The organism is [Collinsella] massiliensis (genome assembly GCF_002161605.1).
Classification (GTDB): Bacteria; Actinomycetota; Coriobacteriia; order Coriobacteriales; family Coriobacteriaceae; genus Enorma.
The window spans coordinates 22,399-47,543 of the sequence record NZ_NFIE01000001.1 but is presented as its reverse complement, the minus strand read 5'-3'; the positions used below and the strand labels follow the sequence as shown (position 1 = coordinate 47,543).

The 25,145-nt window shown below is 66.1% G+C and carries 21 protein-coding genes, 2 tRNA genes and 1 other RNA gene; 21 read left to right on the top strand and 3 right to left on the bottom strand.

Annotation, left to right across the window (positions count from 1 at the left end; all coding sequences use genetic code 11):
• The first annotated feature begins 107 nt into the window (after positions 1-107).
• Genes B5G02_RS00235 through B5G02_RS00220 form a run of 4 tightly spaced genes read left to right on the top strand, consistent with a single transcriptional unit; the run spans position 108 to position 4,296 of the window.
• Positions 108-1,124, top strand: coding sequence for an ABC transporter permease (locus tag B5G02_RS00235; RefSeq protein ID WP_019239134.1), 1,017 nt, complete (start codon positions 108-110; stop codon positions 1,122-1,124).
• A 5-nt stretch (positions 1,125-1,129) separates the two neighbouring features.
• Complete coding sequence (nikC, locus tag B5G02_RS00230; RefSeq protein ID WP_241146093.1) at positions 1,130-2,068, top strand: nickel transporter permease; 939 nt, start codon at positions 1,130-1,132, stop codon at positions 2,066-2,068.
• 5 nt (positions 2,069-2,073) lie between these two features.
• Complete coding sequence (locus B5G02_RS00225; protein ID WP_269719528.1) at positions 2,074-3,198, top strand: ABC transporter ATP-binding protein; 1,125 nt, start codon at positions 2,074-2,076, stop codon at positions 3,196-3,198.
• 3 nt (positions 3,199-3,201) lie between these two features.
• Positions 3,202-4,296 carry an ABC transporter ATP-binding protein gene (locus tag B5G02_RS00220; RefSeq protein WP_094334705.1) on the top strand — a complete coding sequence of 365 codons (1,095 nt, stop codon included), beginning with the start codon at positions 3,202-3,204 and terminating at the stop codon, positions 4,294-4,296.
• A gap of 274 nt (positions 4,297-4,570) precedes the next feature.
• On the opposite strand, the gene ssrA is transcribed toward B5G02_RS00220, so the two are convergent.
• Positions 4,571-4,937, bottom strand: a transfer-messenger RNA (tmRNA) gene (gene ssrA / locus B5G02_RS00215).
• 331 nt (positions 4,938-5,268) lie between these two features.
• On the opposite strand from ssrA, the gene B5G02_RS00210 reads away from it, so the two are divergent.
• The 15 genes from B5G02_RS00210 (at position 5,269) to B5G02_RS00140 (ending at position 17,927) form a co-directional block, all read left to right on the top strand.
• Positions 5,269-6,180, top strand: coding sequence for a patatin-like phospholipase family protein (locus B5G02_RS00210; protein ID WP_094334704.1), 912 nt, complete (start codon positions 5,269-5,271; stop codon positions 6,178-6,180).
• A 175-nt stretch (positions 6,181-6,355) separates the two neighbouring features.
• Positions 6,356-7,423: an N-acetyl-gamma-glutamyl-phosphate reductase gene (gene argC / locus B5G02_RS00205; protein ID WP_094334703.1), complete on the top strand. Its 1,068-nt coding sequence runs from the start codon at positions 6,356-6,358 to the stop codon at positions 7,421-7,423.
• Positions 7,424-7,528: 105 nt separating this feature from the next.
• A complete protein-coding gene (gene argJ, locus B5G02_RS00200; protein WP_094334702.1) occupies positions 7,529-8,794 on the top strand; it encodes a bifunctional glutamate N-acetyltransferase/amino-acid acetyltransferase ArgJ in 1,266 nt (421 codons plus the stop codon).
• Between the two features lie 90 nt (positions 8,795-8,884).
• The gene (argB, locus tag B5G02_RS00195) at positions 8,885-9,844 is read left to right on the top strand and encodes an acetylglutamate kinase (RefSeq protein ID WP_019239127.1); all 960 of its coding nucleotides are present in this window, start codon (positions 8,885-8,887) and stop codon (positions 9,842-9,844) included.
• Positions 9,845-9,900: 56 nt separating this feature from the next.
• Positions 9,901-11,184, top strand: coding sequence for an aminotransferase class III-fold pyridoxal phosphate-dependent enzyme (locus tag B5G02_RS00190; protein WP_094334701.1), 1,284 nt, complete (start codon positions 9,901-9,903; stop codon positions 11,182-11,184).
• 59 nt (positions 11,185-11,243) lie between these two features.
• Positions 11,244-11,316 (top strand) — tRNA-Val (locus B5G02_RS00185).
• 363 nt (positions 11,317-11,679) lie between these two features.
• On the top strand, positions 11,680-12,588 hold the full coding sequence (locus tag B5G02_RS00180; protein ID WP_094334700.1) for an HAD family hydrolase: 909 nt from the start codon (positions 11,680-11,682) through the stop codon (positions 12,586-12,588).
• Positions 12,589-12,591: 3 nt separating this feature from the next.
• Complete coding sequence (murI, locus tag B5G02_RS00175; RefSeq protein ID WP_094334699.1) at positions 12,592-13,536, top strand: glutamate racemase; 945 nt, start codon at positions 12,592-12,594, stop codon at positions 13,534-13,536.
• Positions 13,537-13,584: 48 nt separating this feature from the next.
• A complete protein-coding gene (gene rph, locus B5G02_RS00170; RefSeq protein ID WP_094334698.1) occupies positions 13,585-14,319 on the top strand; it encodes a ribonuclease PH in 735 nt (244 codons plus the stop codon).
• A gap of 71 nt (positions 14,320-14,390) precedes the next feature.
• Positions 14,391-15,083 carry an RdgB/HAM1 family non-canonical purine NTP pyrophosphatase gene (gene rdgB / locus B5G02_RS00165; RefSeq protein WP_094334697.1) on the top strand — a complete coding sequence of 231 codons (693 nt, stop codon included), beginning with the start codon at positions 14,391-14,393 and terminating at the stop codon, positions 15,081-15,083.
• Positions 15,080-15,526 carry a D-aminoacyl-tRNA deacylase gene (gene dtd, locus B5G02_RS00160; protein ID WP_094334696.1) on the top strand — a complete coding sequence of 149 codons (447 nt, stop codon included), beginning with the start codon at positions 15,080-15,082 and terminating at the stop codon, positions 15,524-15,526. Before rdgB ends, dtd begins: the two co-directional genes overlap by 4 nt.
• Before the next feature lie 147 nt (positions 15,527-15,673).
• Positions 15,674-15,970, top strand: a complete 297-nt coding sequence (locus B5G02_RS00155; protein ID WP_019239120.1) for a Veg family protein — start codon at positions 15,674-15,676, stop codon at positions 15,968-15,970.
• Positions 15,960-16,865 (top strand): 4-(cytidine 5'-diphospho)-2-C-methyl-D-erythritol kinase, encoded by a 906-nt coding sequence (ispE, locus tag B5G02_RS00150; protein ID WP_094334695.1) that lies wholly within the window; start codon positions 15,960-15,962, stop codon positions 16,863-16,865. The genes B5G02_RS00155 and ispE overlap by 11 nt, the downstream gene beginning before the upstream one ends.
• A 38-nt stretch (positions 16,866-16,903) precedes the next feature.
• Positions 16,904-16,980: transfer RNA gene (locus B5G02_RS00145), tRNA-Pro, on the top strand.
• Between the two features lie 434 nt (positions 16,981-17,414).
• Positions 17,415-17,927 carry a hypothetical protein gene (locus B5G02_RS00140; protein ID WP_019239118.1) on the top strand — a complete coding sequence of 171 codons (513 nt, stop codon included), beginning with the start codon at positions 17,415-17,417 and terminating at the stop codon, positions 17,925-17,927.
• A 241-nt stretch (positions 17,928-18,168) separates the two neighbouring features.
• Here the strand turns inward: B5G02_RS00140 and B5G02_RS00135 are convergent, their stop codons facing one another.
• The gene (locus tag B5G02_RS00135; protein ID WP_241146092.1) at positions 18,169-19,656 is read right to left on the bottom strand and encodes a restriction endonuclease subunit S; all 1,488 of its coding nucleotides are present in this window, start codon (positions 19,654-19,656) and stop codon (positions 18,169-18,171) included.
• A gap of 78 nt (positions 19,657-19,734) precedes the next feature.
• Here B5G02_RS00135 and B5G02_RS00130 point away from each other — a divergent pair, with 78 nt between their 5' ends.
• A complete protein-coding gene (locus B5G02_RS00130; RefSeq protein WP_094334693.1) occupies positions 19,735-21,786 on the top strand; it encodes a hypothetical protein in 2,052 nt (683 codons plus the stop codon).
• A 372-nt stretch (positions 21,787-22,158) separates the two neighbouring features.
• On the opposite strand, the gene B5G02_RS00125 is transcribed toward B5G02_RS00130, so the two are convergent.
• Positions 22,159-23,598, bottom strand: a complete 1,440-nt coding sequence (locus B5G02_RS00125) for a helix-turn-helix transcriptional regulator (protein ID WP_094334692.1) — start codon at positions 23,596-23,598, stop codon at positions 22,159-22,161.
• 202 nt (positions 23,599-23,800) lie between these two features.
• Between B5G02_RS00125 and B5G02_RS00120 the strand changes: the two genes are divergently transcribed.
• Positions 23,801-24,997: a M20 metallopeptidase family protein gene (locus B5G02_RS00120; RefSeq protein WP_019239114.1), complete on the top strand. Its 1,197-nt coding sequence runs from the start codon at positions 23,801-23,803 to the stop codon at positions 24,995-24,997.
• Positions 24,998-25,145 lie beyond the last annotated feature (148 nt).

Below are 25,145 nucleotides of genomic sequence, written 5' to 3'. Positions count from 1 at the left end.
CGACGCGGTTTTGCTAACATAACGCGGGCCGGGCTTGCTCGGCCCGCGTTGTCGTTGCAGGCAGGGCGCGCAGGGTCGCGCCGCTATGAATGGAAGGAGGGGGTAGCATGCTGAAATACGTTCTCAAGCGCATCTTGCTGGCGATCCCGGTTCTGCTGGGCGTCTCCATCATCGTGTTCCTCATCATGCGCGTGTTCTCCGCTGATCCGGCGCCCGTCGTGCTCGGACAGCATGCTACTGAGCAGGCCATGGAGGCCTGGCGCGAGGCGAACGGGCTGAACGACCCGCTCATCGTGCAGTATTTCAATTTCCTGGGAGGTGCCCTCACGGGCAACCTGGGGGAGAGCTACTACACCCACACACCCGTCACGCAGGAGCTGCTGTCGCGCTTCCCGGCGACCATCGAGCTCGCCCTCGTGGCGATCATCATCGCCTCCGTGGTGGGCGTGGCGCTCGGCGTGCTCTCGGCGACGCACAAGAACTCGGTGATCGACGGCCTGTCCACGATCATCGCGCTCGTGGGCGTCTCGATGCCCATCTTCTGGCTCGGCGTGCTGCTCATCATCTTCTTCGCGGGCTACCTGCATGTGCTGCCCAGCTCGGGTCGCATGGACCCGTTGCTCCAGCCGGTGGGCGGTACGGGTTTCTACCTGCTCGACACCCTGCTCATGGGTGACTTCGAGGCGTTCTCGGATGCCGTGGCGCACATCACCCTGCCGGCGCTCGCGCTCTCCATGTACTCGCTCGCGGTCATCACGCGCATGACCCGCTCGAGCATGCTCGAGACGCTCGGCGAGGACTACGTGCGCACGGCGCGTGCCAAGGGCCTGAAGAAGCGTCGCGTGGACATCCATCATGCGCTGCGCAACGCGATGCTGCCCGTCACCACGGTCATCGGCCTGCAGCTGGGCAGCCTCCTCGGCGGCGCGATGCTCACCGAGACGGTCTTCGCCTGGCCGGGCATCGGCAAGTTCGTGGTCGACAGCATCCTGAAGTCCGACTTCCCCGTCGTGCAGGGCGCGGTGCTGCTCATCGGCACGATCTTCATCATCATCAACCTCGTGGTCGACGTGATCTACGCATACCTCGATCCGCGCATCTCCTATAGCAAGGAAGAGGGGTGATCGACATGGCAGAGGCAACGCTTCAAGCGAACGAGCCCCAGAAGCAGGCGCAGCCCGATCCCGAGAGCGCGCCCAAGCAGGCGGAGAAGACCGAATCGCTGTGGAAGGACGTCTGGTACTCGCTGCGCCAGAACATCCCCGCCATGGTGAGCCTTTTCGTCATCCTGCTGCTCGCCATCGTGGCGATCGTCACCTACTTCTGGCCGCAGGTGCTCCCGTACGACCCGTACGCGCAGGACCTCTCCGCGTCGTTCCAGCCGCCCAGCGCGGCGCACTGGTTCGGCACGGACCAGCAGGGCCGCGACATCTTCAGCCGCGTGCTCATCGGCAGCCAGATCTCGCTCACCGTCGGCCTGCTCTCCGTGGCCATCTCGCTCGTGATCGGCGTGGTGCTCGGTGCCGTCGCGGGCTATAAGGGCGGCATCGTCGACACCATCATCATGCGCATCATGGACATGATGCTCGCCATCCCATCCATCCTGCTCGCCATCGCCTTTATGGCGGCGCTCGGCCGCGGCATCGACAAGGCCATCATCGCCATCGGCTTCGTGTCGATCCCCGAATACGCGCGCATCGTGCGAAGTCAGGTGCTCGCGGTCAAGCAATCGGATTACGTGGCGGCCGCGCGCGTCATCGGCGATTCCGACGCGGTGATCATCTTCAAGCACGTGCTGCCCAACGTCATGCCGTCCATCATCGTCCGCGCGACGCTCGGCATCTCGAGCGCCATCCTCGACGCGGCCGCCCTCGGCTTCCTCGGCCTGGGCGTGCAGCCGCCGGCGGCGGAGTGGGGCGACATGCTCGGCCGCGGCCGCAACTACATCTTCGCGGCGCCCTACGCCATGATCTTCCCCGGCCTCGCCATCACCATCACCGTGCTCGCGTTCAACCTGCTCGGCGACGGCATCCGCGACGCCTTCGACCCCAAAGCCAGGAAGAGGTGATACCTGTGGCATTGCTTGAAGTGCACGACCTCGTCACCGAGTTCCCCACGCGCAAGGGCGTCGTCCGCGCCGTGAACGGCGTCTCGTTCGACGTCGAGCCCGGCGAGATCCTCGCCGTGGTGGGCGAGTCCGGATCGGGCAAGAGCGTGACCTCGCTGTCCATCATGCGGCTCCTCCAGGATCCCGGCCATGTGGCGGGGGGTTCCATCACGTTCGACGGCAAGGACCTGCTCGCCGCGACGGAATCCGAGATGGAGCAGATCCGCGGCGCGCAGATCTCGATGATCTTCCAGGAGCCCATGACGAGTCTGAACCCCGTGTACCGCGTGGGCGACCAGATCGTCGAGGCCATCCGCACGCACTCGGACATGAGCAAGAAGGACGCCTGGGCGCGCGCGGTCGAGATGCTGCGCGTGGTGGGCATCCCGAGCCCCGAGGAGCGGGCGCGCGACTTCCCGCACCAGATGTCGGGCGGCATGCGCCAGCGCGTCATGATCGCCATGGCGCTCTCCTGCGACCCGAAGCTGCTCATCGCTGACGAGCCCACCACGGCGCTCGACGTGACCATCCAGGCGCAGATCCTGGAGCTCATCTACAAGCTGCGCAACGAGTTCAACATGGCGGTGCTGCTCATCACGCACGACCTGGGCGTCGTGTCCGAGGTGGCCGACCGCGTGGTGGTCATGTACTGCGGCCAGGTGGTCGAGGAGGGCGAGAAGTTCGAGCTGTTCGAGTACCCGCTTCACCCCTACACGCTGGGCCTCCTGCGCTCCATCCCGCGCCTCGAGGACGAGGCGTCCGAGCGCCTGTACATGATCAAGGGCTCCGTGCCCAACCCGCTCGACATGCCGAGCGGCTGCCCGTTCTCCGACCGCTGCGAGCGCGTGACCGAGCGGTGCCGCAGGGAGCGCCCCGAGCTCAAGGAGGTTCCGGGCACCACGCGCCGCGTGCGCTGCTTTCTCTACGACGACGAGGCGGAGGTCGCCCATGCCGTGGAGGCCACGGAGAAGGCGCACGTGGTCAAGGCGAAGCTCGAGGCCGAGGAGCGCGAGCGCATCGAGCGCGCGCGCAAGATGAGCGGCGGCGCCGAGGTGACGGTGGAGATCGAAGAGGAAGAGGAGGTGCGCTAGCACATGGCTATCGATAAGACGGATACCCTCATCGAGGTGCAGCACCTCACGAAGAGCTTCGTCGCCGGGTCGAGCTTCTTCGGCAAGCCGACGTCCTTCGTGCGCGCGGTCGACGACGTGAGCTTCTCGATCCGCCGCGGCGAGGCGTTCGGCCTCGTGGGCGAGTCCGGCTGCGGCAAGACCACGATCGGCAAGATGATCGTGGGCCTGCTCAAGCCCACGAGCGGCAAGATCCTGTTCGAGGGCGAGGACATCACCGCCCTGAACCAGCGCGACCGCCGCAAGCTCTGCAGCGACATCCAGCTCATCTTCCAGGACCCCTACGCGAGCCTGAACCCGCGCATGACCGTCGGGCAGATCGTCGCCGAGCCCATGATCGTGAACAACATCCTGCCGAAGGACAAGATTGACGACCGCGTCGACGAGCTGCTCGAGCGCGTGGGTCTCGCCTCGTACATGAAGAACCGCTACCCGCATGAGTTCTCCGGCGGCCAGCGCCAGCGCGTGGGCATCGCTCGTGCGCTCGCGGTGAACCCGAAGCTCATCGTCTGCGACGAGCCGGTCTCGGCGCTCGACGTGTCCATCCAGGCGCAGGTGCTCAACCTGCTCGACGATCTGAAGGAGCAGTTCGGCCTCACGTATCTGTTCATCGCGCACGGCCTGAACGTGGTCAAGCACATCTCCGACCGCGTGGGCGTGATGTACCTCGGCCGCCTCATGGAGGTCGCGCCGAAGAACTCCCTGTACCACGAGCCGCTGTGCCCGTACACGCAGGCCCTGCTTTCGGCGATCCCGAGCCCGGATCCCAAGCTGCAGCGCAAGCGCATCATCCTCGAGGGCGACGTTCCGAGCCCCATCGACCCGCCGGCGGGCTGCCGCTTCGCGAGCCGCTGCTTCGCGAAGGTCGCCGCCTGCGACGTGGCCGCGCCCAACCAGCGCGAGGTGCTGCCCGATCACATGTGCGCGTGCCACCGCTACGACAACGTGCTGCCCGAGCGGGCGCACGAGGTCGCGCGCGAGATCCAGTACGACGCCGCCCGCCCGAGCTATGGCCGGGGGAGCGACCTGGTGAACGCGGATCCCGTGGTCACGTCGTAGGACGCGGACGATATAGCTGAACGTTGTATATGAGAAAGGGCGAGCTCCCGAGGGGAGTTCGCCCTTGTTGTGTTTGGTGGAGCCGCGGAGAATCCGCGTATTCGCTACGCGAATACGCAACCGCTGCGGCGGCTTGCGCCGCCTTGCGCGCTGCGCTGGCAAAGACGCTTGCGCGCTTTGCGCAGCTTCGCGCCCCGCACGGAGTTCGATTCTCCGCGCCGCAAAACGACATGCGGGCGATGGCAGAAAGCGCCGTCGCCCGCATGGGATATGGTGGTGGAGCCGCGGAGAATCGAACTCCGGTCCACGGTAGCCCCCTGATCGGCATCTCCAGGCTCAGTCGCTGGTTTGGTCTCGGGCGCTGTGCGCGCAGCGACACGCTCGCAGCGCCCCAATCGGTTCGGTCTTAGCCCGCGCCATACCGATCACGTGCGCGGGAGCATTCCCCTAGCATGACACCGCACCCGGAGCGGGGAACATCCGGGATTGGTGTGTCGCTATAAACTAAGCGGCAAGAGCCAGCTGAGGCTCGTAAGAAGAATTCTTGTCAATTCAATTTGACGGTACCCCTGTTTAACGTGGCGAGGAGACCACGGCCTGCTTCCTCTCTCAAGGCTATCGTGTCGAAACCAGTCGGCCCCGAAGGGGTCTGGATCGGCAGGGTGGATTCCATCCGCCGAACTCGACCTGTCAAAGAACGGCGCCCGAAGGCGATACTCCAGCATAGCACGGCATGAACCGCTGCTCAAGCGCACGGCGTAGGTGCCCGTGATAAAAAGGTGTCAGTCACCTTTTTATCACCACGGCGATGCTTCGCACGCGCATGCGTGACTGGGTGATAAAAAAGTGACTGACACCTTTTTATCACGGCGGGGAGCGCGACGTAACGAACCGTGCCCCGTGGGTAGAATGAGCCGAAAAGCACCCGGGCACGGGAACGGCGACCGTGCGGTACGGAAGAAGGAGATACGCATGCGAGATGCGTGGAGCGGCATGGCGGACACGGAAGGTGCCGAGCGCGCGAGGAACGCGGGGCGCGCCGCCCTCATCCTCGAGGGTGGCAGCTTCCGCTCGGAATTCACCGCGGGCGTGCTCGACGTCATGCTCGAGCGCGGCATCGAGGTGCCCGCGTGCTTCGGCGTCTCGGCGGGCGTGCTCTGCGGCCTCAGCTTCAAGTCGCGCCAGATTGGCCGCGCGAACCGCGTGAACCTCGCCTTCTGCAACGACCCGCGCTACATCTCCACGCGCTCGCTCGCCACGACGGGTAGCATGATCGGCTACGATTTCATGCTCAACGAGGTGCAGGACCGTATCGACCCCTTCGACACGCGGGCGTTCAGCGACAACCCCATGCGCCTCATCGCTACGGTGACCAACATGACGTTCGGCACGGCGGAGTACCTCGAGGTGCGCGATGCCTCGCTCGATATCGACATCGTGCGCGCGTCGACATCGTTGCCCCTCGTGACGCAGCCGGTCGAGATCGCAGGCAGCAAGTACGTCGACGGCGGCGTGGCCGATTCCGTGCCCATCGAGCACGTGCTGGGCGACGAGGGCTTCGACCGGGTGCTCGTGGTGCTCACGCAAGACCGCTCCTACAAGAAGGAGCCGTACCCGCCCGAGTTCATGGCCGCGGCGCGTGCGCGCTACACCGCCTACCCGTACCTGCTCGACGCCCTCGAGACGCGGCACGACCGCTACAACGCGCAGCGCGAGCGCATCTGGGAAGCCGAGCGCGCGGGCAAGGCGCTCGTCATCGCGCCGTCCCGACCGGTGGAGGTGGGGCATGTCGAGCGCAGCGCCCCGAAGCTCCTCGAGCTCTACATCGAGGGCAGGCAGGAGGCCGAGCGGCACCTCGACGAGATTGCAGCGTTCCTCGGATAGCCCCATGCGCACCCGATGTGCTCGATGTAACCATTCTGCAAAAAACTGAATGAACGAGCGCCGAAAATTCGATTCAGCGTGTAGCTGTGCTACCCTTGCAGGGCAATGCGAGCGGCGTGCCGGCGGTAGCTTCCGGGCGCGCCGCCGAAGAGAACCACGTGAAGGGACGAGGCACATGGCGTATGCAGCGGGAGTTGTCGGGGCGGCGGGGTACGCGGGCGTCGAGCTCGTGCGCCTGCTTTTGGCGCATCCGGATTTCGAGCTGCGCGCCATCACGTCGAACGCGGATGCGGGGCAGGCGCTCGCGAGCGTCTACCCGGCCTTCGCGGGCGTGAGCGACCTCGTGTTCACGACGCATGACGACCCAGCGCTCGCCGGGTGCGACGTCGTGTTCCTGGCGGTGCCGCATACCGCCGCGCTCGCCGTCGTGCCGCAGCTGCTCGCCTCCGGCGTCACGGTCGTGGACCTCTCGGCCGATTACCGCCTGGACGACCCGGCGGTCTACGAGCGCTGGTACGGCGTCGCGCACACCTCGCCCGAGCTTATCACCGAGCGCGCCTTCGGCCTGCCGGAGCTCTTCGCCGATGACCTTGCCCGCCTGGCCGAGCGCCATGCTGCGGGAGATGCCGTGCTCGTTGCCTGCGCGGGCTGCTTCCCCACGGCGACCTCGCTCGCCGCGGCACCCGCGATGCGCCTGGGCTGGGTCGCGGACGAGGGACCCGTGGTCGTGGACGCCATCTCGGGTGTCACGGGCGCCGGCAAGACGCCCTCCGCGCGCACGCATTTCTGCAGCGCCGACGAGAACCTCGAGGCATACAACGTGTGCCGCCACCGCCACACGCCCGAGATCGAGCAGATCCTGGGTGCCTCCGGCCGCGTGGTGTTCACGCCGCACCTCGCCCCGCTGCGCCGCGGCCTGCTCTCGACGGTGACCCTGCCGCTCGCCCCGGGCGCGCGCGGCCTCACGGCCGAGGACGCGGTGGCGTGCTATCGCGATGCGTACGCCGGCCGCTCGTTCGTTCGTGTGCTCGACGCCGGGCAGACGCCGAAGACCGCGTCCGTCGTCGGCAGCAACGCCTGCCAGATTGGCCTCGCCGTGAACGCGGAGGCGGGCGCGCTCATCGCGATCGGCGCCATCGACAACCTGTGCAAGGGCGCTGCCGGCCAGGCGGTGCAATGCGCGAACATCGTGTTCGGCCTCGATGAGCGACGAGGCCTGCCCCAGGTCGCGTTGCCCATCTAGTCGCGCAACCTGGCTTCCGCGATCGGGCGCGCCGGACGTCTTGCCTGCGTCCGGCGCGCCTTCGCATCACACGATTCACCCCTACGGATTGGAAGATGACCCGATATGGATTACGAAGCATTCGACGAGCAGCTGCGCGCCGTCCCGAACGGCGGCGCGACGAGCGCGGCGGGATTCCGCGCCTCCGGCGTGCATGCCGGTTTCCGCAAGAACCCCGAGCGCGCCGACCTCGCGCTGCTCGTGGCCGATGAGCCGTGCCCCGCGGCCGGCACGTTCACCCAGAACCGCTTCTGCGCCGCGCCCGTCACGGTGTCGCGCGAGCACCTGGGCGGCGTGGGCGCGGGCATGGTGCGCGCCGTGGTGGTGAACTCCGGCAACGCGAACGCCGCCACCGGCGAGCCCGGCCTCGCGGCGGCGCGGGAGACCTGCGAGATCGCCTCCCAGCTCTTGGGCTGCGAGCTTGAGCAGGTGCTCGTGGCGTCGACGGGGGTCATCGGCGTGCCGCTGGAGACCGGATGCTTCGAGACGGGCCTGCCCCGCGCGATCGACGCCCTGTCCCGCGACGGCGGGGCGGCGGCTGCCCGCGCGATCATGACCACCGACACGCACCCCAAGGAGTACGCGGTGGCCTACGAGTCGCGCGACCTCGAGTACGTGGGCTGCACGTTCACCGTGGGCGGCTGCGTGAAGGGCTCGGGCATGATCATGCCGAACATGGCCACGATGATCGCCCTCATCACCACCGACGCCCCCGTTGCACCCGAGGCGCTGCACGCGCTGCTCTCGGACGCCGTGGCGCGGACGTTCAACAAGGTGACGGTCGATTCCGACACCTCGACGAACGATACCTGCATCATGCTCGCCTCGGGTGCGGCGGCGCGCGGCGCGGCGCCCATCGCCCCGGGCAGCGAGGCGTACGAGGAGCTCGGGTACGCGCTCCTCGTGGTGTGCGAGTCGCTCGCGCGTGCCATCGCCGCAGATGGCGAGGGATCCACGAAGCTCGTGACCGTGAACGTGGACGGGGCGGCGACGCCTGCGGACGCGGACGCCTGCGCCCGCGCCGTGGCGAACTCGCCGCTCGTGAAGACCGCCATCGCGGGGCGCGACTGCAACTGGGGCCGCATCGCCGCCGCGCTCGGGAAGTGCGGCGTGCCGTTCGACCAGCGTAAGGTCGACATCGACATCATGGGGCTGCCCGTGTGCCGCGCCGGCCTCACGGTGCCCTTCGACGAGGACGAGGCGCTCCGCCGCTTCGAGGCGCCCGAGATCGTCATCTCGGTCGACCTGGGCGCCGGCGCGTGCTCCACGACGGTCTGGACGTGCGACCTCACGCACGAGTACATCTCGATCAACGCGGATTACCGTTCGTAGCGCGTGATCGGCGCAGCCGCCCCGCGCGCCCCGCTGCCGGGCGGCGCCCGCCACGCGTTCTGCCTGTTTGCAACCTTTGGGAGGAATGAGATGAAGTACGCGCGCGACCTCGCGCCCGCGCTCACGAACGAGCAGTTGGGCGAGCAGCTTTACGAGACGTTGCCGTGGGTCAAGAGCATCACCGGCAAGACCGTCGTCATCAAGTACGGCGGCGCGGCCATGGTCGATGCGGACCTGCGCGAGAAGGTCATGGGGGACATCCTGCTGCTCAAGATCATCGGCGCCCGCGTGGTGATCGTGCACGGCGGCGGCGCGGCCATCAACGAGGCGCTCGGCCACTACGACCTGCCGGTCGAGTTCAAGGGCGGCCAGCGCGTGACGACGCCCGAGGCCATGGAGATCGTGCGCGAGGTGCTCGTGGGCAAGGTGAACCAGGAGCTCGTCGCCGCGCTCAACAAGCACGGCGCCGTGGCGGTGGGCGTCTCGGGCAGCGACGGCGGCACGATCCTGGCCGAGCAGCTCGACCCGGAGCTCGGGCGCGTGGGCAAGGTGTGCCAGGTGAACACCGACTACCTCGAGACGCTCCTCGAGAACGACTACATCCCCGTGGTCGCGACGGTCGCGCAGGGCACCGATGGCGGGTTCTTCAACATCAACGCGGACCTTGCCGCCGGGCACATCGCCGCCGCCATCCACGCCCACAAGGCGATCTTCCTCACGGACGTCGATGGGCTGTACGCGGATTTCGCGGACAAGACCTCGCTCATCTCGAACCTCACGCTCGACGAGACCGAGGGGCTGCTGCGCGCGGGGGAGGTCTCGAAGGGGATGATCCCCAAGCTCGAGGCATGCGTGACGGCGCTCAAGGGCGGCGTGTACCGCGCGCACATCATCAACGGGACGACGCCGCATTCGCTGCTCGTGGAGCTCTTCACCTCGACGGGCGTGGGCACCGTGATGCACTCGACGCTCGAGTCCTACGAGTTCGACCAGCATCCGCATCCGGTGGGCGCGTTCGCCTCGCGCCTGGTGGAGACCGAGGAGTGGTAGCCAGGCGGGATTCGAGATGGCCGTTTCGCAGGGAGACGATAGGGTAGGGGGACGAGATGTCGTTTGAGATGGAGCATGAGCTCGACGCGGCGTACGTGATGCCGACGTTCGGGAGGAGCCCGGTGGAGTTCGTGAGCGGCGCGGGCATGACGCTCACCGACAGCGCGGGGAGGGAGTACCTCGACTTCCTCGCGGGGATCGGGGTGTGCTCGCTCGGTCACGGGCACCCGGCGCTCACGCGCGCCCTCGAGGAGCAGGCGAAAAAGCTCCTGCATGTGTCGAATTACTTCTACGTCGAGCACCGCGGGGCGGTGGCGGCGCTGCTCTCCAAGCTCGCGAACGGGGACGCCGCCGGCGCGCGCGAGCTCGCGGAGGCGGTGCGCTCGGGCGACGAGCAGGTTGTGCGCACCGCGGCAGCGCCCGCGGAGGGCGAGCAGGTGTGGCAGACGTTTTTCGCGAACTCCGGCGCGGAGGCGAACGAGTGCTCCATGAAGCTCGCGCGGCTCTACGCCAAGCGCGCGGGCAACGGTGGGAACACCATCGTCTGCCTGCGGGGTGGCTTCCACGGCCGCACGCTCGAGACGCTCGCCGCCACGATGCAGGACCGCCTGCAGGACGCCTTCCGCCCGCTGCCCGGCGGGTTCGTCGCCTGCACGCCGAATGATGTGGACGAGCTGCGTGCGATCTTCGGGCGCCTGGGCAGCGAGGTCTGCGCCGTCATGATCGAGCCCATCCAGGGTGAGAGCGGGGTGCACCCGCTCGACGCCGCCTTCGTGCGGGCGGCCGCGGAGCTCGTGCACGGCGTGGGCGGCGTCCTCATCTCCGACGAGGTGCAGGCGGGTGTTTTCCGCTGCGGGGCGCCCTTCGCCATCCAGCTTGCGGGCGTCACGCCGGACATCATGAGCCTCGCGAAGGGTATCGCCGGCGGCGTGCCCATGGGCGCGTGCGTCGCGCGGGCGGAGGTGGCCCAGGTGTTCCGCCCGGGCGACCATGGGACGACGTTCGGCGGCAGCTGCCTCGCCGTCGCGGCGGCCGAGGCGGTGCTCTGCGAGCTCGTGCTGGGAGGGTACGCCGAGCGCGCCCGAGAGGTGGGCGCGTATCTGGCCGAGCGGCTCGCGGAGCTCCCGCACGTGGTCGAGGTGCGCGGCGCGGGGCTCATGCGCGGCTGCGACGTGGACGAGGCGGCGGGCGACGCGCACGACATCGTGGCCCGCGCGCTCGAGGCGGGCGCTGTCATCAACGCGACGGGCGCGCACACGCTGCGCTTCCTGCCCCCGCTCATCTGCACGAAGGCCGATGTGGACGCGCTCATGGACGTCCTCGCCGCGGTGGTAATCTAATACGGGGGGCGAGATTGCCGCCTCCTGACGGAGGCGTTTCGGCTATACTCCTTTCACACGGGCGATTGGCGCAACGGTTAGCGCAGGTGCTTTACACGCACAAGGCTGGGGGTTCGAGTCCCTCATCGCCCACCCGGGATATGTGGCGGCGCCGGCGACGGCGCCGTTTTTTGTCCGCGCCCGATGGGGGACTCGAACCCGTGAGGGCGCGGAGCGGTGCAAACGCGCTAGCGTTTGCCGCGGAGCGCGCGAGGCCGCGCACGCGGCCGAAGCGGGGCGCGCGGCGGAGCCGCGCGGAGTCCCTCATCGCCCACCCGGGAACATGGGGCGGCGTCGGCGACGGCGCCGCTTTTTCGTCCGTGCCCGATGGGGACTCGAACCCGTGAGGGCTCGCCGCCCATGCGGAAAAGCGGTGCGCTCGCGACGCCGCCCCGGTCATGCCCGCATCGCGCAGGTATGATGGAGGGGCAGGTAAGCGACCGACGCGGAGGAACCATGGATATTCCCTATTTGCCCGAGGTGCCGACCGGCGAGCTGCGCGAGCGCCTCGCCCGGGTGCGCTACGTGTTCACCGACCTTGACGGGACCATGATGGGGCCCGGCTCCTCGGTGCTCGCGAACGCGTCGGGCGAACCGAGCCTCGACCTCGTGCGCACGCTCCTCGAGCTGCGCCAGGCGGGCGTCCAGGTCGTCCCCTGCTCCGGCCGCAACCGCGCGATGATGCGCGAGGACACGCGCCTGCTCGGCCTCAACGCCTTCATCGGCGAGATGGGCGGCATCGTCATGACCGACCTCTCGCACGATACCTGGGAGTACTTCACGGCCGAGATGGCGTTCGACCCCGCCTGCGGCCTCACCCCGCACGAGGTCATCGAGCAAACGGGGCTCTGCGAGGCGTTCATCTCGCGCTATCCGGGCATGCTCGAATACCACAACGACATGTCCGCCGGCTACAAGCACCGCGAGGTGACGATCGGCCTGCGCGGCGAGATCCCGGACGAGGAGGCCATCGCGCTCCTCGACGCCTCGGGTATGGCGCTCGATTGGGCGGACAACGGCTTCCTAAACTACATCTCCGCACCCACCACGCTCCAGCTTCCCGAGGGCGTGCGCGGCCGCGCGTTCAACGTCATGCCCAAGGGGCTCAACAAGGGGCGTGGCATCGGCCGGTTCTGCGAGATTCTCGGCATCCCGCGCGAGGAGACGCTCGGCATCGGCGATGCCGCCTCGGACTTCCTCATGGCGGACTACACGGGCGCGTTCATCATGGTCGAGAACGGTCTGGCGGATCCGGGCGCCGAGGAGTTCCTCGCGACGCACCCCGAGGCGCGCGTCGCCCCGGGCCGCATCGTCGACGCCTGGGTGGCGGGCATGCGCAGCCTGCTCGAAGCGAAGGGTCGCTAGCCCATGGCAGACGCATCGAGCACGCGCGCGGCGAGCCTTGGTGCGACCCGCGCAGGGGACGAGCTGGCGCTCATGGAGGACGACCGTCCCATCGGCGTCTTCGATTCGGGCCTGGGCGGCCTCACCGTCGCCCGTTCCATCGCGACCGCGCTGCCGCATGAATCGATCTACTACGTGGGCGACACGAAGCGCTGCCCCTACGGCACGCGCACCGAGGACGAGGTCCGCTCGTTCGCGCTGCAAGCCGGGCGTTGGCTCGAGGCCCACGACGTGAAGATCATGGTCATCGCCTGCAACACGGCGACGGCGGCGGCGCTCACCGTCGCGCAGCAGACGCTCGCGATTCCGGTAATCGGCGTCATCGCGCCGGGTGCGCGCGCGGCGATCAACACCACGCGTACACGCACGGTCGGCGTGCTCGCGACGCCGCTCACGGTGCGCACGGGCGCGTATACGCGCGCCATCCACAACCTCGATGCGAGCGTCGAGGTGTACGGCTGCCCGGCGCCGAGCTTCGTCGAGATCGTTGAGCGCGAGCTCGCAACCGGTGCCCACCTGCAGGAGCGCTGGCTCGAGGACGGCGACATCTTCGACACGCCCCAGGTGCGCGCGGAGGTGGCGCGCACGCTCACGCCCATCACCGAGACGAACGTGGACACCGTCGTGCTCGGTTGCACGCACTTCCCGCTGCTCGCGCGCCCCATCCGCGCGGCGCTCGGGGCGGGGGTGCGCGTGGTGTCGTCGGCGGAGGAGACCACGCGCGAGCTCACGGACATCCTGAGCCGCCGCGGGCAGCTCGCGGGCGAGCAGACCGTGCCGCAGCACCGCTTCGCCACCACGTCGGACAACATCGCCGAGTTCGCGGCGGCGGGGAGCTTCATCTTCGGGCGCCCGCTGCGCAGCATCGAGCACGTGGGCATCGATGAGCTGGAGCGCTTGGCGCGATGATAAAATCCAGCCTGTCTGCTTTTTATCATGCATTGGGCAAGGAGCATCATGGAGTATATGGAGATTGACCGCGAGGGCGGCCGTGCCGCGAACGAGATGCGCGAGGTGTCGCTCACGCGCGAGGTAATGGGTAACGCGCTCGGGTCGTGCCTCGTGGAGTTCGGCCGGACGCGCGTGCTGTGCGCCGCGAGCATCGAGGAGGGCGTGCCCGGGTGGCGCAAGGCGAGCCGCGCGGGGTGGGTGACGGCGGAATACGCCATGCTGCCCGCCGCGACGAACCGCCGCTCCGCGCGCGAGCGCGGCAACCGCAAGGGCCGTTCCATGGAGATCGAGCGGCTCATCGGCCGAAGCCTGCGCACGGTCACGAACCTGCGGGCGCTCGGCGAGTTCACGGTGACGGTCGACTGCGACGTCATCCAGGCGGACGGCGGCACGCGCACGGCGAGCGTGACCGGCGCGTGGGTCGCGCTGCACGACGCCCTCATGGCGTGGGTCGAGGCGGGCAAGATCGCGCGCCTGCCGCTCACCGGGCAGGTCGCGGCGGTCTCGATGGGCGTCGTCGACGGCTGCGAGCTGCTCGACCTCGATTACCGCGAGGACTCGCGGGCAGAGATCGACATGAACCTCGTCGCGACCGATACGGGCGAGATCGTCGAGATCCAGGGGACGGGCGAGCGCACGCCGTTCGATCGCGCGCGCCTGGGGCGCCTGCTCGACCTCGGCGACGCCGGCATCAAGAAGCTCATCGAGCTGCAGAACGAGGTCACGGCGTTCCGGGATTAGTCGCGCGCCGCTGCGGCGGGAGAAACGCATGCAACGGCATGAATTCGGGCACAGGCACTACGGAGGCGGACATGGCACTGGAGAAGATCGACCCGGCGACGCTCGACCCGGAGCACACGGTGGTCGTCGCGACGGGGAACGCGCATAAGCTCGTGGAGATCGCGGAAATCTTGGGTCACGCGCTGCCGGGCACGCGCTTCGTGGGCGTGGGGCAGCTCGGCGACTTCCCCGATCCCGAGGAGACGGGCACGACGTTCGCGGAGAACGCCCTCATCAAGGCGGAGGCCGCTGTCGCCGAGACGGGGTTTGCCGCCGTCGCCGACGATTCCGGCCTCATGGTGGACGCGCTCGGCGGCGAGCCCGGTGTGTACTCCGCGCGCTACGCCGGGGTGCACGGCGATGACGCGGCGAACAACGCGAAGCTGCTCGCCAACCTCGAGGGCGTGGAGGATGCGCAGCGCACCGCGCGCTTCGTGAGCTCCATCGCCTTCATCGAGCGCGACGGCACGGTGACGATGGGCGAGGGCTTCTGCGAGGGCATGATCGGGCGCGTCGGCCGCGGCGAGCACGGCTTCGGCTACGACCCGCTCTTCCTGCCGGACGATACGCCGGGCAAGACCATGGCGGAGCTCGAGCCGCAGGAGAAGAACGCCATCAGCCACCGCTTCCATGCGCTTGAGGACCTGTGCGCGAAGCTCGGCGCGCGCGGCGACGCCGGGGATGCCGCTGCCGGCGCTGCGAGCCCGCAGGGAGGTGCCCGATGAGGGCGGTCATCCAGCGGGTGCTGCGCGCGAACGTGACGATCGACGGCGTGGAGACCGCGCGCATCGGCCAGGGTTACCTCATCCTGCTCGGCGTGGCGGCCGAGGACACCGAGGCGGAGGCCGAGCGCCTCTGGAAGAAGATCTTCGCCCTGCGCATCATGGAGGACGAGGCGGGCAAGACGAACCGCTCGATCGATGACGTGGGCGGCGATGTGCTCGTGGTGTCGCAGTTCACGTTGTTCGCCGACTGCCGCCATGGGCGCCGCCCGTCGTTCACCGGCGCGGGCGACCCCGGGCACGCCAACGAGCTCTACGAATACTTCGTCTCGCTCGCGCGCACAGATGTGCCGCGCGTCGCCACGGGCACGTTCGCGGCGGACATGAAGGTCGGTCTCGTGAACGACGGTCCCTTCACCATCGTTCTCGATACAGACACGCTCTAGGGGCGCTGGCGTCCGCCTGCGCCCGGCCGCACGCCCGCCCTGCGTCGGCGATTCGCATTTTACCTGCATGGCTGCTATAATCTTTACGTTTGACTATCTTGGGGGCATGCTCCCCATATTCCATATGCCTGCAGGAGGCGTCGTTTCATGGCAGAAGCTGAAGTCAATAAGGTCGAGGAAATCCAGGAGCTGCTGCGCGGCATGGTGAACCGGCCGGTGAAGGTCAAGGCCAACATGGGCAGGACGCGCGTCATCGAGCGCCTGGGCGTCATCAAGTCCGTGCACCCCGCCGTCTTCGTGGTCGAGGTCACGGAGCGCCGCGGCCGCACCTCGCGCCAGAGCTACCAGTACGTCGATGTGCTCACGGGTACGGTCGAGCTCTTCGACACCGAGACGGGCGAGCATATCTTCACGCCCGCGTTCGACCAGCCCGATGAGGGCTAGCGGGCCGAAGCGCCGCGTCGTCGTCTCGGCTCCGGCCAAGGTCAATCTCTATCTGGGCATCCATACCGAACGGGACGAGCGCGGCTACCATCGCGTCGATTCCGTGATGGCTGCGCTCAGTCTCGCGGACACGGTCACGGTCGAGCCCGCCGGTACCCTCGAGGTCGTCACCGTGCCCGCGGCGGATTTCCCCATGGAGCAGAACACGGCGTACCGCGCCGCGGTCGCGCTCGCGCAGGCGTTCGGGCTCGAGCCCCGCGCACGCATCGCGATCGAGAAGCGCATTCCGCTCCGCGCTGGGCTCGGCGGTCCCTCGGCGGACGCTGCGGCGGCGATCATGGGCCTCTGCGCGCTGTGGGGGCTCGACGTGCACGATGAGCGCGTGGAGGCGGTCGCGCGCGCCATCGGGGCGGATGTCCCGTTCTTCCTGCATGGCGCCCTTGCGTACCTCGACGGTGCGGGGGATTGCCTGCGCGAGCGCTTCGAACCGCTCGCCGGCCTGCCCGTCGTGCTCGTGCGGCCGCAGGGCGAGGGCGTGAGCGCGGGCGCCGCATATGCGCGCTTCGACGAGGATCCCCAGCCGCTGCCGCCGCTCGAGCCCGTCCTCGAGGCGCTGCGCGCTCACGATGCCGCCGCGCTCGCCGCGCGCGTGGCGAACAACCTCGCGCCCGCGTCGTGCGCGCTCGCGCCCGAGATCGACGAGGTGCTCGCGTGGCTACGCGGTCGCCCCGGCGTGCGGGCAGCGCTCATGTCGGGCTCGGGGTCGTGCTCGTTCGCCCTCTGCGCGTCGCTCGATGACGCGCGCGCGATCGTCCAGGCGGCACAGGCCGAGCGCGGATGGTGGGCGTATGCTGCGACGATGGAGAAGTCGGGAGCGCGCGTGATTGAGCGCTAGCATTGTCCGGCATGTTCTGCTACTATACCTACTTGCTTCGGGTTGTGGCTCAGTTTGGTAGAGCACCGCGTTCGGGACGCGGGGGTCGCTGGTTCAAATCCAGTCAACCCGACCATAGCAAAGACGCAGGCCAGAGTGGTTATCCGCTCTGGCCTGCTTTGTTTTAGGCTGCTTGAATGGGTTGGTTGGGGACGTGTTCCTTTCAACCCATTTGGGGGGGGTGAAAGGAGCACGTCCCCAACCAACCATGCGATCCGTTTAGCTGTGCGACCCCACGCTGGGTGGCGTACCGTGTGCGCGCGATGTATGCGCCCAGGCGGAAAGTATTTCACATCGCGGCGGAGAAGCCGCGCTATCTTGCAAGCTTGCTCGAGGAGTCGGGTTCGCGCGACTTGCGGCGACAGGGTGAGCGCCATCGCCTTCGCGTGCTTGCTGCGATGCGCCCCCGATGGTAGGCTCCGTGTTCCTCAAATATTTTGGAAATCAATTTACAAAAATGATTAGCCATAGTACAATACCCAAAATCACATTCCGCAAAAGGAGGAATCGATGAGCGAGATGACCTTTACCTCAGCCAGCGCCTCAAAGTACATTCGGAGCTTAGAGCAGGAAAAAGCGCATCTCATCGCCCGTGAGCGTGAGAACGCCACCTACGTTTTGTCTCAAGGCGAAGAAGGGCTTCCTCCCGAGTACGATTATGAGCAGACGTTTACCCTAGTCGATGAAATTGACGGCAAGGTGCGTGCTGTTCGCCATGCCTTGCATGCCTTTAATGCCACGACGGTCATCCCCGAAGAAGGGATTACGATCGACGAGGCGTTGGTGCTGATGGCTCAGCTCAATAACAAGCTTGCGCGCCTTGAGCGACTTCGCTCGCATGAGGCGAAGAAAAGGTGCCCTGCGAGCATGTTCAGGGGAAACGTCGTTGTCGAGTACGAATATGCGAACTACGACGTTGCGCGCGCAGCGCAGGATTACCGGGAACTGTACGAGCGTATCGCGGAGCTCCAGCTGCGCTTGGATCTGGTGAATCAGACCGAGCGATTCTCCGTGACCATCTAAGCATTCGATACTCTCGTTCCGGGCGCAAAGTTCCTCTATTTGGTTATGAAAAGACCATCGGTTGCGGTTCACGCGTTTAAGTTGTTCCTAGTTTGTTGTTAGTAGTGCGTTACTGATAGTGTGTTGCAACAACACGTGGGATCGCATTCCTGTCTGCTTTGCGCCGAAAACCTCCTGCGCCATCTTAGCTGATGCCCGCAGGTGGTCGCAGAGGTTCGGTTTCATGCGGCCGCTTTCGTCGTTAGCCCATCAAATCAAATGCAAACAAGTTCTCACGTTCGGCGGTTAAGCTACGGGCGGTTTGCTCGAGTTCGAGCAAACGGTCGGCATGTTCGGTATAGGCTTTCGCTATAGCAGCCTGCACGGTCACATCGGGGATGGGAATCGATGCGTTGCGCAGGTCGCGCGGCGATATCTGACGGAGCGTCGATGTACCGCTTGCGGTTTGATTGAGGATCTGCTGGCCTTGGGAACTCGTAAGGAAAGCGAGCAGGAATACCGGGTCTACCCCTTCGGTCACCTCGATTGCAAAGAGGTTGTCTGCAAGAAGATAACCGTCGACACGCTGCGCGAATGAGTTTTGGTCGATGAGGCAGGCTTTGTAGGGATGCCCGGTCCGCGACAGAACGAGCCGTGGGCCCGAGAACGGTTTGATGTTCTGGGCGGTTATATCTGCGGAGTTGTAATAGCGAGCGCTGCAGGGAAATCCCCTGTCCGCGTCGAGAAGATAGTTCCGTCCATGCTGGAAATCCTTGGAGGTGATGTAGGCGATTGCAGGATGCGCGCAGGTACGACTCGGATAGAATGCGCGTTTCGAGTTCGTCGCCTGCAGAGGGGCAACTGAAGAGAGCTTGTTTTTTGGTATTCCGCGGACAACGGTGGAGAACTGGCTGAACGGCTTCGCGTTCTTTGGAGGACGCGGTGGCGTGAGGTATCTGTCTGGAATCAGCAGGTAGTCGTTAGCGATGACGTCTTCAGGACGCAGGGAGACGTTGTGTTCGGCGGACCGCTTTCCTTCCTCCGTGCGCTCGTCATTGCATGATGGCGCTACGAACTGGATGGTCTCGGAATTCCGCTGTAGTAGGACGATGGCATCGTAGCTGATGTCTACGGATACGCCCTGTTCGTTGGCGTAGGACACATCAAAAGGTGTGGGCAGCTTGATTATCGCCGAGATGTAGTGATGCTCGACGAACCTTCGCTGTCCGATGCGCCACGCCATGCGCGATAACTGTGCGTTTTCCATAAGGATCGCCGCCGCACCCTGCTCGCCAGCCAGGTACAGTGCGATGCCCGCAAGCGTCCAGGCGGTGTGACGAGGGATTTCGATGCCGAGGCTCGTGTATACCGCTTCGAGCGCGTCGGTCTCGTCTTGCGTGATCGAAACGCTTCGTGGTGGCGCGCAGACCGCTAGACGGGTGCCGTTTTGGCGTTGCGAGGGAAGGGGGATCACGCCGGTCGGGGCGGAAACATTGCGCAAATCGGCGGAATCGTGCAGGATGGTGCAATCGTGCAGGATCTCATCGAGTTCAAGCACCGTACCGGTGGAGCACGACCCCTGAACCTCGTAGTCCCAATCTTTGGAGCCGAAGAACGCAGAGACCTGAGTCACGCCGGCGAAAAGCTCGACCACGCTCGCAGGTTCCCCCTGGATTAGTTGCATGCAAGTACCCAGGCCATCCGTAAGTCCATCCTGCGCTGCCGAACTGATAGCGATCAAATCATCCACGCAAACCCCTTTCATGCTCTATCCATTGTACTGAAATGCTGGAAAGTAATTTCCACAAGAACGTGGGAGTGACGCGTTATGCATGTGACAGATGAGTGCGCTCAGCAGTTTCTCGAGGTCTTCCAACAGTTTGTGCGGTATGCAAGCGGCCGGTCGATGGGTCATGCGGCGGTAAGTCCCTATCCGTTTGCCGAGGATCCCGGCGATGATCCCACACACGATCTCGAGACCTGCTTTCAGAACATGCTGAGTAGGCCAAGTATCGTTGAGAGGTTTGTCGATATGAACCGGCACCGCCTCTCGGAGGATCAAGAGGCGATCGCGCTGGGATGGGAAGACCGCCTATGTGGAACGTGTATCATGCTGGGATTCGCAGACGACTACGTCGTGGTGGATCATGACGGCATGCTGTTCGCAGCCGATGACATCTCGGGCGAATTCATGGAGCGGGCCTCCCAGATGCCCTTTGCGGCAGAGGCCATGCTTCTCCCATATGCGGGAGAGATCGTGTTGCCGAAGCCGTTTCGCGTCATGGGATTTTCCAAGGCTGCTTACAGCAAAGCCGAGATAGCAAGTTTCCTTGAAGCGAAGCCACCACTCATTCGCGGAGCGGAGGCATTGCGCTCGGTGGCGCGCGTTCTGCATGAGCCGTTCAACAACTGGGAAGCAGGTGAGTCCGAAGCCGATTACTGCTGGAGGGAACCCGAGCCTCGAGCTTTCCGTCGCGGTGCGCTCTACGGCCTCGACGGCGTGGAGCGCGAGAAGCTGGTGAACAGGGAGGTGGGGCACTATGGGTACGAGTTGGGCAGCGATTGGTGGCGTAGAAAAAGGCAGCGCCCCATCAAACAGGCCATTGAGCCAACGCTTTCCGCAGCGCTTTCGTGCTTAACTAAGAGCGAATTGCTGGATATTGCAAGAGCTGTGCAGCTGAAGAAATGCTCTGTCTTGAAGAAGGCAGACCTTGCGCAAAAGGCCTGCACGCACCTGTTGTCTAGTCGAGACGCGGAGGCCTTGAGCCCGTTTGTCGAAGACTGCCTCGATAGCGAATTGGATCTGCTGGGAGAGCTGCTTGAAGCGGGCGGTGTCATGGGCATCCCTGCAGATGATCACCCCTTTACCGCAACGCATGCCCCTCTGAGCTTCACATACCAAGACGGGGATAATCTGATTGCGTTTATACCACGGGAGTTTTGCAACGAACGACTTGAACGCTGCTTGAGTAGTGAGCGTGCGAAGCGCAGGCAAGAACGTCAGGCTCGGTCTGCTCTGGACGCTTGCGTATTTCAGTACGGCATCATTCCGCTCGCAGAGGCATATGCGGAGTATGCAAGGCTTGCAGAAGATCCGGAGGACATCCAGAGGTTTCGCGCATTGGCGATGGAGCAGTCGGGTGCGGCCAGGCTGGTACATGAGGGTGAGACGGAGTACCTCATGCATGCCTCACTAACGGACGACAAAGTTCAGGCGGTCGTCGCACAGATTTGCAAATATGAATCGACGTGTCGATCTGCATACTTCTCTCGCATCGCGAAGGCGCGAGACGATGGGGCGATGCGACGCATGACGACGGGTTTGATGGAGTTTGACCGTCGCGAATACTGCGCGAGGCGCAGACAAGAGATACGTACATGGATTGAGAGCAAAAACGCCGCCGATGTGAGCCGCCTTATCGAGGCACATGACCAGGCGCCGCGCAAACCGTTGAACGCCGCCTACCTAGAATACGGACCCGTGGAGGCGGTGCGTATGTCCCCTGAGGGGCGAGCGCTTCAGGCCGTGCTGGATGGACTGGTTCCCTATAGCGAAAATGAGTATCGGTTCGCGGATAAGCTGCTCGAGGAGATTGCGACCTGCAGCGTGGAATGCGGTGAGTTGGATGGCGCATTCGATGCCTTGCGGCGCGAAGAGTACGATTTCCAAGCCACCTATGCGCCTGTGCTTATTCGGTCGGCGATGAACCTTTACAACAGCCTGCCTTTGTGGGGAGAACGCGGATGGTCGGCCAGAGAACGCGCCGAGAGCATCGCGGGAAAGCCTATAGCGTTTGCCCCTGACGGTGTGCCGCTTTGCGCTGGTTCTTTTTACACGGCTGCGGAGGTTCAGCAATTCGGGGCTACTCCGCCTTCATAGGGGGTTTCAGATTTTCAGTGGATGGTCGCGACTCAGTTGGTTCCCAAGCACCGACCAAAAGACTCGACCGGTTCCGCTACGCGACCTCGCTCTTGTTGTCGCGGTGCCGGGATCTCCCATGTTGGCTCCAAAAGATAAGAAAAATGCGGCTGAAGGTACGGGTACCCGCAGCAGCTAAAAGCCCGAGGGCTTTTCACAATAACTGAAGTATACCCGAGTGAGACGAACGGGGGAGGCACTTGGGAAGTGCGGGCCATCCATCGAAAGGTCCCATAGCTCGCGCTTCACTTCGGTGCATGGGAGATAAACGTGCACCACGCGGGCGAACACGGTAAAAGAGCCGCATCTCTCCCGAAATCTGCCCACTCGCCCTTACCGCCCGATGGTCTCCTCCACGAGGTCGATGAGCTCCTGCTGGCTGTGCACGTTGCACTTGTGGTAGATGTGGCGTGTGTGCGTCTTGACCGTGTTGCCGGAGATCGTGAGCCGCTCCATGATGGACTTCCCGCTGTGGCCGCGCGCGAGCAGCTCGAAGATCTCGCGTTCGCGCGCCGTGAGGCCGCGCTCCTGCGCGAAGAGCGCGAGCGCCGCGGCGGCACGCGCCCCCGCATCGGCTCCCGGCAGCGCCTCGCGCTCCTCGGTGGGCGCCGCGGGCACGATCTCGCTGAAGAACGCGCGGAAGCTGAATCCCGACAGGCCGATCCACACGAACGCGAAAAGCACGAGCACGAGCGCGGCGCTCGTGATGAGGATCGCATCGGCGCTACCCCCGTCCTGTGCGGCGAGCGCGCCCCGGGCGATCGCGAACCCCACCGACGAGGAGCAGCTCGACACCGCGAAGCCGAAGGGGATGCTCGCGAGCGACCACGCGGGGTTGCGCGCGGCGATGCTCGCGAAGGTGGAGAGCATGAGCGCGTAGAAGCACTGCGACCCGATCTCGATGATCGTCGAGGTGAACCCCTGGGAGATCGAGGTCGCCGGCATGAGCAAGAAGCCCGCGACCACCACGAGCGCGCTCACGTGGAAGGCGGCGTCCTCGTCGAAGGTGATGCGCTTGGCGCGGCTCCATACGAGCATGAGCGCGCCGAACACGACGGCGATGAGCGCGTACTGCCAGTTCTCGATGGCGCCGAATCGCACCGAGGTCGAGAAGCCGAAGGTGGTCTCGAACAGGGCGATGCACGCGAAGAGCTTGCTCGAGATGGGCACGAACGAGAACGGGTTCGTGGGGGCGAGGTCGCTCGGCGGCGCGGCGTCGCGCATGCGGGCGAACAGGTCGCGCTGGCAGGCCGAGCCGGAGGCGATGAGCGTGCAGAGCATGATGCTCGCGAGCATGAGCGGCGAGGCCTCGGCGGCCGAGCGCATGAGCGGCCACACGGCGTACCCGATGGCGATCCCGCTCAGCGCGGCGAACATGGTGCGGTCGCCGCGCGGGATGCGCGAGAGCGTGAGCACCGCGAGGATGGTCCCCCAGGCGCGCCCGATGTTGAACAGGGTGTCCGCCACGAGGAACAAGGTGGTGTCCGCTGGGTTGGCGGCCACGCTCGTCCACAGGATCGCGCCCACCGCGGCGCAGGCGGCGGCGATGCCCGAGAAGCCGGCGAGCGACAGCGCACTCGGCTGCCGGCGCGCCAGAATCGCCACGGGCACGTAGATGAGGCCTGAGATGAAGATGCTCACGTTCATGGCGACGCCGTCCACGACGGGGAGCATCACGCTGTTGTGCATGAGCATGACGAGCTCGACGAGCGCGATCTGGAACACGGCGGCCGACCAAGGGAGCGAGGGGAGATGTCCCTGCGTATCCGCCATGTAACCCCCTCTCACCCCATTGGGGTGATAGCCGTTTACCGTCTAAATCATACCGCTTGCCCTCGCGAGCGGCGGGTGAAATCGCCGACCGATGCGCCCCGCCCGGACATCCGCGCCCCCACGGCGCCGCGTCCTGGCGTAGTATCTCTCATGGCAAAACCCGTCCCGGCAAGCGGGCGGTTCCATGGTAAGGAGCACCGATATGGCTACGGTAACCGAGGAAGCGAAGGCGCTGCAAGAGCAGATCGTGACGGATCGCCGCTGGCTGCACCAGCATCCCGAGCTCGGCTTCGATCTACAGGAGACGTGTGCGTACGTGCGCGGCCGTCTGGAGGAGATGGGCTACGAGGTCTCCGAGCCCTGCGAGGGAGCGCTGCTCACCCAGGTGGGCGACCCCGCCGCCGGCCCGGTCTTCATGCTGCGCGCCGACATGGACGCCCTGCCCGTGGACGAGGCGACCGGCCTGCCCTTCGCCTCGACGAACGGCAACATGCACGCCTGCGGCCACGACACCCACACCGCCATGCTGCTCGGCGCGGCGCAGATCCTGAAGGACCACGAGGCGGAGCTCAAGGGCTGCGTGAAGCTGCTCTTCCAGCCCGACGAGGAGGGCTGCGCGCCCGTGGAGTACTGCGGCGGCGACGCCGTGCTCGAGGCGGGCGTGCTCGAGAACCCGCATGTGGACGCCCTCGCCGCCCTCCATGTGCAGGCGCTCGACTTCGAGGCGGGCGGCATCTTCACGCGTCCCGGCACCATCTTCTCGTCCATCGACGACATCGACGTGCGCATCACCGGGTGCGGCGCCCACGGCTCCACGCCGCAGCAGGGCATCGACCCCATCAACATCGCCTGCCACGTGTACCAGGGCTTCCAGAACATCATCGCGCGCGAGGTCGATCCCACGCAGACCTGCGTGGCCACCTTCGGCAGGATCGAGAGCGGCCGCGCCGCGAACGTGATCCCCGACAGCGCCTCGATGCTCGGTACCCTGCGCACGCAGGACGCCCAGGTGCGCGCGGGCTTCAAGGAGCACGCGCAGCGCATGGTCGCGGGCATCGCCCAGGCGTTCGGCGGCACCGCCGAGGTGAGCTTCCTGCGCGGCGTGCCCAACACCTACAACGACCCCGCGCTCACCGAGGAGCTCACGGGCTATGCGGCCGAGATCTTCGGCGAGCCCGTCCGGGAGCTCGAGGCGCCGTTCTCGGGCACCGACGACCTCGCGATCCTCTCGCAGGAGGTGCCCACCACCTACTTCATCCTGGGCACGGGCACGCTGCCCGGCCACGAGGGCTGCGGCATGCACCATCCCAACGTCGACTTCGACGAGTCGGTGTTCTGGAAGGGCGCTGCGCTCCTCGCGGGCTGCGCGCTCACCTATCTGGACCGTCACGCGGAGTGAGGCAGGCTCCCGTGGCGGAAGCGGGCGGGGCAGCCGGGGCGCAGGCGCAGGAGACCGTCTGCGCGCGGGTACCCCGCCCGCCCCATGCGGGGAGCGTGCGCGCTGCGCTTCATCATCGCGCATCAAGGCCGGGGCGCCCAAGCCCTGG

Coding starts and splice junctions, on each gene's coding strand:
- B5G02_RS00235 (WP_019239134.1), top strand. CDS start 108: ATGCTGAAATACGTTCTCAAGCGCATCTTGCTGGCGATCCCGGTTCTG.
- nikC (WP_241146093.1), top strand. CDS start 1,130: ATGGCAGAGGCAACGCTTCAAGCGAACGAGCCCCAGAAGCAGGCGCAG.
- B5G02_RS00220 (WP_094334705.1), top strand. CDS start 3,202: ATGGCTATCGATAAGACGGATACCCTCATCGAGGTGCAGCACCTCACG.
- B5G02_RS00210 (WP_094334704.1), top strand. CDS start 5,269: ATGCGAGATGCGTGGAGCGGCATGGCGGACACGGAAGGTGCCGAGCGC.
- argC (WP_094334703.1), top strand. CDS start 6,356: ATGGCGTATGCAGCGGGAGTTGTCGGGGCGGCGGGGTACGCGGGCGTC.
- argJ (WP_094334702.1), top strand. CDS start 7,529: ATGGATTACGAAGCATTCGACGAGCAGCTGCGCGCCGTCCCGAACGGC.
- argB (WP_019239127.1), top strand. CDS start 8,885: ATGAAGTACGCGCGCGACCTCGCGCCCGCGCTCACGAACGAGCAGTTG.
- B5G02_RS00190 (WP_094334701.1), top strand. CDS start 9,901: ATGTCGTTTGAGATGGAGCATGAGCTCGACGCGGCGTACGTGATGCCG.
- B5G02_RS00180 (WP_094334700.1), top strand. CDS start 11,680: ATGGATATTCCCTATTTGCCCGAGGTGCCGACCGGCGAGCTGCGCGAG.
- murI (WP_094334699.1), top strand. CDS start 12,592: ATGGCAGACGCATCGAGCACGCGCGCGGCGAGCCTTGGTGCGACCCGC.
- rph (WP_094334698.1), top strand. CDS start 13,585: ATGGAGTATATGGAGATTGACCGCGAGGGCGGCCGTGCCGCGAACGAG.
- rdgB (WP_094334697.1), top strand. CDS start 14,391: ATGGCACTGGAGAAGATCGACCCGGCGACGCTCGACCCGGAGCACACG.
- dtd (WP_094334696.1), top strand. CDS start 15,080: ATGAGGGCGGTCATCCAGCGGGTGCTGCGCGCGAACGTGACGATCGAC.
- B5G02_RS00155 (WP_019239120.1), top strand. CDS start 15,674: ATGGCAGAAGCTGAAGTCAATAAGGTCGAGGAAATCCAGGAGCTGCTG.
- ispE (WP_094334695.1), top strand. CDS start 15,960: ATGAGGGCTAGCGGGCCGAAGCGCCGCGTCGTCGTCTCGGCTCCGGCC.
- B5G02_RS00140 (WP_019239118.1), top strand. CDS start 17,415: ATGAGCGAGATGACCTTTACCTCAGCCAGCGCCTCAAAGTACATTCGG.
- B5G02_RS00130 (WP_094334693.1), top strand. CDS start 19,735: ATGCATGTGACAGATGAGTGCGCTCAGCAGTTTCTCGAGGTCTTCCAA.
- B5G02_RS00125 (WP_094334692.1), bottom strand. CDS start 23,598: ATGGCGGATACGCAGGGACATCTCCCCTCGCTCCCTTGGTCGGCCGCC.
- B5G02_RS00120 (WP_019239114.1), top strand. CDS start 23,801: ATGGCTACGGTAACCGAGGAAGCGAAGGCGCTGCAAGAGCAGATCGTG.